The sequence below is a fragment of the Candidatus Schekmanbacteria bacterium genome, from assembly GCA_003695725.1.
GTDB lineage: Bacteria > Schekmanbacteria > GWA2-38-11 > GWA2-38-11 > J061 > J061.
Genome location: RFHX01000179.1, coordinates 1 through 7027 on the forward strand (window position 1 = coordinate 1; position 7027 = coordinate 7027).

At 36.8% G+C, this 7027-nt stretch carries 6 protein-coding genes and 2 tRNA genes; all 8 read right to left on the minus strand.

Annotation, left to right across the window (positions count from 1 at the left end):
• Positions 1–122: 122 nt before the first annotated feature.
• The 8 genes from D6734_07125 to D6734_07160 all read right to left on the minus strand — a co-directional run bounded on the left by D6734_07125 (position 123) and on the right by D6734_07160 (position 6849).
• Positions 123–196, minus strand: a tRNA-Pro gene (locus tag D6734_07125).
• Positions 197–202: 6 nt separating this feature from the next.
• A complete protein-coding gene (locus tag D6734_07130; protein RMF94668.1) occupies positions 203–850 on the minus strand; it encodes a protein-L-isoaspartate(D-aspartate) O-methyltransferase in 648 nt (215 codons plus the stop codon).
• Between the two features lie 42 nt (positions 851–892).
• Positions 893–1630: a 5'/3'-nucleotidase SurE gene (gene surE, locus D6734_07135; GenBank protein ID RMF94669.1), complete on the minus strand. Its 738-nt coding sequence runs from the start codon at positions 1628–1630 to the stop codon at positions 893–895.
• 28 nt (positions 1631–1658) lie between these two features.
• Positions 1659–1732, minus strand: a tRNA-Pro gene (locus D6734_07140).
• Positions 1733–1780: 48 nt separating this feature from the next.
• Positions 1781–2116, minus strand: a complete 336-nt coding sequence (locus D6734_07145; GenBank protein RMF94670.1) for a MerR family transcriptional regulator — start codon at positions 2114–2116, stop codon at positions 1781–1783.
• Positions 2117–2161: 45 nt separating this feature from the next.
• Positions 2162–4252, minus strand: a complete 2091-nt coding sequence (gene fusA, locus D6734_07150; protein RMF94671.1) for an elongation factor G — start codon at positions 4250–4252, stop codon at positions 2162–2164.
• A gap of 195 nt (positions 4253–4447) precedes the next feature.
• Positions 4448–6304, minus strand: a complete 1857-nt coding sequence (gene uvrC / locus D6734_07155; GenBank protein ID RMF94672.1) for an excinuclease ABC subunit UvrC — start codon at positions 6302–6304, stop codon at positions 4448–4450.
• A gap of 65 nt (positions 6305–6369) precedes the next feature.
• The gene (locus D6734_07160) at positions 6370–6849 is read right to left on the minus strand and encodes a bifunctional nuclease family protein (protein RMF94673.1); all 480 of its coding nucleotides are present in this window, start codon (positions 6847–6849) and stop codon (positions 6370–6372) included.
• Between the last annotated feature and the right edge of the window lie 178 nt (positions 6850–7027).

Genomic DNA, 7027 nt, shown 5'->3' on the forward strand with positions numbered 1-7027 from the left:
CGACAGCGCCTAATTCTGCCAATCCCTGCCCCAATTCCTCGGCTTTGTCATATTCAGCAGACGTGCAGTTTGCCCCGCCAATGACCGATATTTGAAATCCGAATTTTTCTTTATTCATATAATCGGGGCGACTGGATTTGAACCAGCGACCTCACGGTCCCGAACCGTGCGCTCTACCAAGCTGAGCCACGCCCCGTAAAATTTATCCATTAGACCAGCCATATTTTCCTATCAATTTCACAAAAAGGCAACTGCAAATCTTCTCTTCAATAAGCTCATCGCCTCTTTTTATAATTCTAACAAGGTCTTGAGATGACTCTGTGCCAATAGGAGCAACGAGCCGTCCTCCATCTTTAAGTTGTTTGAGAAGGTTTTCAGGCACCGATGGAGCGGCGGCAGTTATTATTATTGCGTCAAATGGCGCTTTATCTTTCCAACCATATGTACCGTCAAAGGTCCTTGTGCTTATATTTGTATAGCCAAGTTCATCCAAAATCTTTCTAGCTCTCGTTGTAAGAGCTCCAATCCTTTCAATCGAATATACTTCACTTGCGATTTCAGCCAGTATAGCAGTTTGATATCCTGAACCTGTGCCAATCTCAAGGACTTTCTCTTCACCTTGAAGCAACAATGATTGTGTCATCAATGCTACAATATAAGGTTGAGAGATTGTTTGTCCCTCTCCTATAGGAAGCGCTGAATCAGTATATGCCTTATACTCGATGCTTTTTGGAACAAAAAGATGGCGGGGAACCTTTCTCATTGCAAAGAGTACTTTTACATCAGTTATGCCTCTTTCAACCAATTGTTCTTCAATCATCTTCTCCCGCAATGCCAAGTAATCGTTCATCGTTTTTCAAACTATAAAATCTATTAAACAATTTGTTTGAGATTATATCTTCAAGTCCCATTCAAGTAATTCATCTACAAAGCTGTAATTTGTCAAATCAGTACTCAATGGAGTTATGGAAATCATATTATTGGAAAGAGCAACATAATCCGTAAATTGGGCTGCCTCTCTGCCCGACAATGCTCTTTTATCATCCTTCATTATTGAAGAAAAAGGGCTGTTTGAAGAATTTCTTCTTCCCTGAATTGTAATTCTAACTCCTTCTATCAATTCTGCAGGTAGATTTGGAACATTAATATTTAAAATTGTATTATTTGGCAGAGTCTTGCCTGTTAAAAGCAACTCTGCAACTTTGCAGGAAAACTTTGCGGCAATTTCAAAAAATCTGGCGCTTTTCTCAGCCACTGAAACTGCAATAGCAGGAATATTATGCATTGCCGCCTCGAGAGCGGCAGATACCGTTCCAGAATAAAAAATATCTTCTGCAACATTTGCCCCATGGTTAATTCCAGAAATAACGAGGTCAGGCTTTTTATCAAGGATTTTTCTCAATGCTATATAAATGCAGTCCGCAGGCGTGCCATCGATGCTATAGATATTCTTTTTTATTTTTTTATATTCAGGCATCCTATCAATAGTCAAAGAATGCGAGCTTGCGCTTCTTTCTTTATCAGGCGCGGCAACGATTACATCAAACTTTTTTATAAGTTCAGAATAGAGGGTATTCAATCCTTTTGCCTCGATTCCATCATCATTGCATATCAAAATCAGTGCCATCATCTACACTCCTTAAAGCTCAATAAAAAAATCGGGGCGACTGGATTTGAACCAGCGACCCCTTGCACCCCATGCAAGTGCGCTACCAGGCTGCGCCACGCCCCGATTCGCACATCTATCAAAACTTTGATTTATACTTCAAATAAAGAGTTTTCAACTCAGCTCTCTAAGAAGGTTTTTTAATTCTTTTTTTACACGAATTAAAACTTCCTTTGAATCTGCCGCCGGTTTTCTTCCCTTTCCAAATTCCTTAGCCAATCTCTTTTGAGCTCCAGCTATAGTATATTTTTCTTCATATAACAGTTCTTTTATTCTCAATATGATCTCCAAATCTCTGCGCGTATAAACTCTTTGACCTGTCCTGTTTTTTCCGGGATTCAAACATTTGAACTCATTTTCCCAAAACCGTAAAACATGCGGGGGCAAACCAGCTATTTCACTTGTTTCACCAATCTTATAAAAAAGTTTATCCGGAATCCTTTTTTTCATATTATTATTTTATTTCCGGATGCAGGTGACAGGCAATCAAAATATTTATTCTTCTTCCTCTTTTTCTCTTTTTCTTTCTTCTATTATCTTTTCCGCAAGATGAGCAGGGACCTCTTCATAGGTGGCAAATTCCATAGTAAAGAATCCTCTACCGCCGGTTATCGATTTCAATGTTGGTGCATATTCAAGAAGTTCAGCCATTGGTACCTGCGCTCTAATTACTTGATTCTTACCCCTTGGTTCCATTCCTTTCATTCTTCCTCTTCTTCCGTTGATGTCACCTATAACATCACCCATACAATCTTCAGGCACAATCACTTCTATATCCATCATTGGTTCAAGAAGAACCGGTTTTGCTTCCATAAATGCTTTTTTGAAAGCCATCGAACCGGCTATCTTGAAAGCCATATCCGATGAATCGACTTCATGATATGAACCATCATAGAGCGTTACCTTAACATCAACAACTGGATATCCTGCCAACTCACCTGACTGCATTGCTTCAACTATACCTTTTTCTACTGAAGGAATATAATTCTTTGGAATAACTCCGCCTACGATTTTATCAATGAACTGAAACCCCTCCCCTCTTTTCAAAGGTTCTATTTCAATCCAACAATCTCCATACTGGCCTCTGCCGCCTGACTGCCTCTTGTACTTGCCTTGAGTCTTTGCCTTGCCTTTTATAGTCTCTCTGTAAGGCACTTTAGGTTTGCTTAAATCAACATCTAAATTGAATTTCCTTTTTAACCTTTCTATAGCGAGTTCAACATGAGCGTTTCCCATTCCTGAAATGAGCATCTCTCGTGTTTCAGTATTTCTCTCAATCCTCAATGTTGGATCTTCTTCACACAAACGGGCAAGGCAATTTGATATCTTCTCTTCATCTCCCTTGCTCTTCGGGAAAACGGCATAGGAAATCATAGGCGATGGGAATGTAATGAAATCGAAGATTACAGCATTGTCATTGCTACCGCAAATCGTATCGCCTGTAGTTGTTTCTTTCAATTTTGCAAATGCCGCAATGTCACCGCATATGACAGATTTTGCGGAAATATGTTCTTTCCCTTGAAGATAATAGATCTGTCCAAACCGCTCTTCCTTCTTCTTGGAAGAATTATAAAATGATGAATCAGAATCGAGTTTTCCTGAATATACTCTAAAGTATGAAAGTTTTCCCGAATAGGGATCTGCTATTGTTTTAAAAACCAATCCTGTGAATGGAGCATCTTCTGACAGTGTTATTTCCTTTTCTTCTCCATTTTCACTCTTTGCTTTTATGGTGCCTCGGTCTATTGGTGAAGGCAAATAATCTACAATAACATCCAATGCATCTGTGATTCCAATATTCTTTTCAGCAGAACCGCAGATTACAGGTACGATCTCTGCATTTGCAACACCTTTTTTCAAAAGAACTTTCAAATCATCCTCAGATACTTCTCCACCTTCAAGGTATTTTTCCATAATTGCTTCATCTAATTCAACAAGGGATTCGAGCATATTTTCTTTAATCGTATTGCATTCAGAAGCTATATCTTCGGGAATATCCGCAACATCAAATTTTCCGCTTTGGTCGTCTTTATAGATGTGCGCCTTCCCTTCGAAGAGATTGACTACTCCTTTGAAAGACGCTTCGCTTCCAATTGGAAATTGAAGAGGAACAAAAGATTTTTGAAAAACATTATGAAGCTCTTCCAAAATAGCTTTAAAGTCTGCCCTTTCCTTATCCATCATATTGACAAAGACAAGACGGGGCAAAGACAATTCTTCGCAGAAATTCCAAGTTCTTTCAGTTTGCACTTTGACGCCGCTGTGTGCATCCACGAGCACAATGGCAGAATCAGTTATCCGTAAAGAACTCTTTATGTCTCCTACAAAATTTGCATCTCCTGGCGTATCGATGATATTTATTTTATTCTTCTTCCACTCTGTAAAACCTATTGCCGCGTTTATTGAACCTCCTTTTTTGATTTCATCAGGGTCGAAGTCAAATTTTGATGTTCCATTAGCAGTTTTACCGAGTCTGTCAGATGTTCCTGCGCAAAAAAGTAGAGCATCGGCAAAAGAAGTTTTCCCATCTCCACCATGTCCTATTAAACATATATTTCTCAGATTTGAAGAACTATATTGAGCCATTCACATCTCCACAAATAGGGTTACCGTTAAGAAAGGAACTAACTGATTTTACAAAAACCAATAAACTTAATGACACAACCATTTTATAGTGTCAAGATTTTTTGATGGAATAATTTTTCATTATTTTTGATGCAAATTGATATGCTATAAACGTTAATAATCAATTGGTATTATGCCTTATTTTGAAAATATATCTCAATTACTTTGTGATAACGATTCCTGTATGACTTTTAGCACATCATCAGCGATTTTTAGAGGTAATCCGCTCTTTTCAGCAATCTCTTCAGAGGAATATTTTGCAATGGCATCAACACTTCCAAATGTTTTTAACAATAACATCTTTCGTGCCTTTCCAATGCCTTCCACTTTATCTAAAATTGATTCTCTCATCTTTTTTATTCGCAGTTTCCTGTGATACTGAATTGCAAATCGATGCACTTCATCGCGAATGGATTGCAAAAGGAAAAGCTCGGATGAGTCATTTCTGAATCTCAATGGATTACTTCTGTTATGAAAAACCACCTCTTCTGTCGAAAATCCCTCTTTCGGCTTTAATTTACTATTTCTCTTATATCTTCTTCCTTTCGATAAACCTACTACAAAGATGTCTCGATATTCATCTTTAGCACTAACTACTTTAACTGCCGAGTTAACCTGCCCCTTCCCTCCGTCGATTAAGAGTAGTGAAGGAAGTTTTTTCCCTTCGTTGTATAGTCGTGCAAGATGTCTTGATACTACCTCCTCTATCATAGCAAAATCATCTATTCCCTCTTTCCATTTGATGGAATATCTTCTATACATTTCCTTTTTAAACTTCCCCTCTTCCCACCTTATCACGGCACCAACACTTTGATTCCCTGCGATGTTTGAAATATCGACAGCATCGATACACTCTGGAAGGTTATCCATGGCAAACTTTTTCTGTATTGCACTGACTGTTTTCCTCCATGCTTCTTCTTCCCTTAAACGATTTTCCAAAATGTAATCAGCATTTACAGAAGCCATTTTAAGAATCTGATATTTTTTCCCGCGTTTTGGAGAGATTATTTTGACTTTTTTCCCCTTTGTCGCCAATAACCATAAAGAAATATTTTCTGCATCCGAGATAGATTCCTCTGTTAAAATTTCTGAAGGAATGGTTGATGTATCTCTATAGTATTGTTTTATAAATGCTTCCAAAGAATCTTTTTCCGATTCTTCTATGCAGTTCGAAACAACATAATCCTTCTGGTCTATAATCTTTCCATCCCTTACTTTTAATATGAGAAAAATCAATTTTGTTCCCAAGGTTCGCAAAATGATGCAGTCTTTATCTTTTTCATCACTCATCGAAACATTTTGTTTCTGTGAAAATTTTCTAATAGATTCAATTCCATCTCTATAAAAAGCCGCTTTTTCATACATCATCTTGTCAGAAGCATCTGTCATCTTATTCTTAAGAATCTGTATCACTTCATTCATCTTTCCTTCAAGAAGCAATTTAACACCTTCAACGAGCTCCATATATTCATCCTTGCCAACCATATTTGCACATGGTGCTGAACACATTTTCATTTGATAATTGAGGCAGGGTTTCATATTGTTCACAAATTTTTTCTTGCAGGTGCATATGTTAAATATTTTCATAATTATTTTCATTACTTCTTTTACATTCATTACAGATGTGTAGGGGCCATAGTATAAAGCTCCATCATCTTTTATCTTCCTGACCATATGAAGTCTTGGAAATTCATCTTTAACTGTAATTTTGAGGTAGGGATATTGTTTGTCATCACGCAGTCTCACATTGTATTTGGGTTTAAACATTTTGATAAGATTATTTTCTAAGATGAGAGCTTCTACTTCATTGTTGGTTACAATAAATTCGATATTAAATGCATCTTTAAGGAGAAACCGCAGGCGGGGATTTACATTTTGATTCTTATTAAAATAGCTTGCAACCCTCTTTCTCAAATTTTTTGCTTTTCCTACATAAATTATATTGCCCGACTTGTTTATAAATTTATAAATTCCAGGATTATCCGGAAAAATATCAAATCTTGGTTTCTGCATAGGATAATTTCTGAAGGATTATATTCTGAAGAGAAGAATATTTATAAAGACGGAAGAAATCGAAACTACATCTTATATTTTCCAAAATCTTCCGGTTTGAGATTTTCAAGAAGCTCTTTCCATTTTTCATCTGTGTCTATTTCGGAAATATCAACTGAATTTGCCGCTTTTAAAACAAACTCTTCTACATAGATTGGCGCATTAGTCCTCAAAGCAAGTGCTATCGCATCGCTTGGCCTTGAATCGATTTCCAAGATTGTTCCGTCTTTCTGAAGCTCGATGACAGCATAAAAAGTATTATTCCGAAGGTCATTTATGATTATCTTTTTAACTTTACAGCTTATCTTTTCTATAATGTTCCGGAGAAGGTCATGTGTCATAGGCCTAGGGGTAGCAGTCTTCTCCAATTCCAACGCTATAGCAGTGGCTTCAAAATATCCCACCCAAATAGGAAGCATTACAGTCATATCGACATCTTTTAAAATGACAATTGGTGTTTTAGAAACTGGGTCAAGCATTAAATTGCTAACTTTCATTTCTTTCATTATTCTATTTCCTTATAAGAAATTTAACTAATATCTTATCGTCACCTTTGTAGATATAATATAATATTTAATTCTAAATTCAAGTCAACTGACATTGTTTTCTTCAGAAATTTTTTCTTCTTCCATTTCTACTTTCATTTTTATGATTTTTTTTAGATTAGCTTCCAATATTGTTATA

Excerpts from the sequence above, each read along its gene's own strand:
- D6734_07130 (RMF94668.1), bottom strand. The coding sequence starts at position 850 with ATGAACGATTACTTGGCATTGCGGGAGAAGATGATTGAAGAACAATTG.
- surE (RMF94669.1), bottom strand. The coding sequence starts at position 1,630 with ATGATGGCACTGATTTTGATATGCAATGATGATGGAATCGAGGCAAAA.
- D6734_07145 (RMF94670.1), bottom strand. The coding sequence starts at position 2,116 with ATGAAAAAAAGGATTCCGGATAAACTTTTTTATAAGATTGGTGAAACA.
- fusA (RMF94671.1), bottom strand. The coding sequence starts at position 4,252 with ATGGCTCAATATAGTTCTTCAAATCTGAGAAATATATGTTTAATAGGA.
- uvrC (RMF94672.1), bottom strand. The coding sequence starts at position 6,304 with ATGCAGAAACCAAGATTTGATATTTTTCCGGATAATCCTGGAATTTAT.
- D6734_07160 (RMF94673.1), bottom strand. The coding sequence starts at position 6,849 with ATGAAAGAAATGAAAGTTAGCAATTTAATGCTTGACCCAGTTTCTAAA.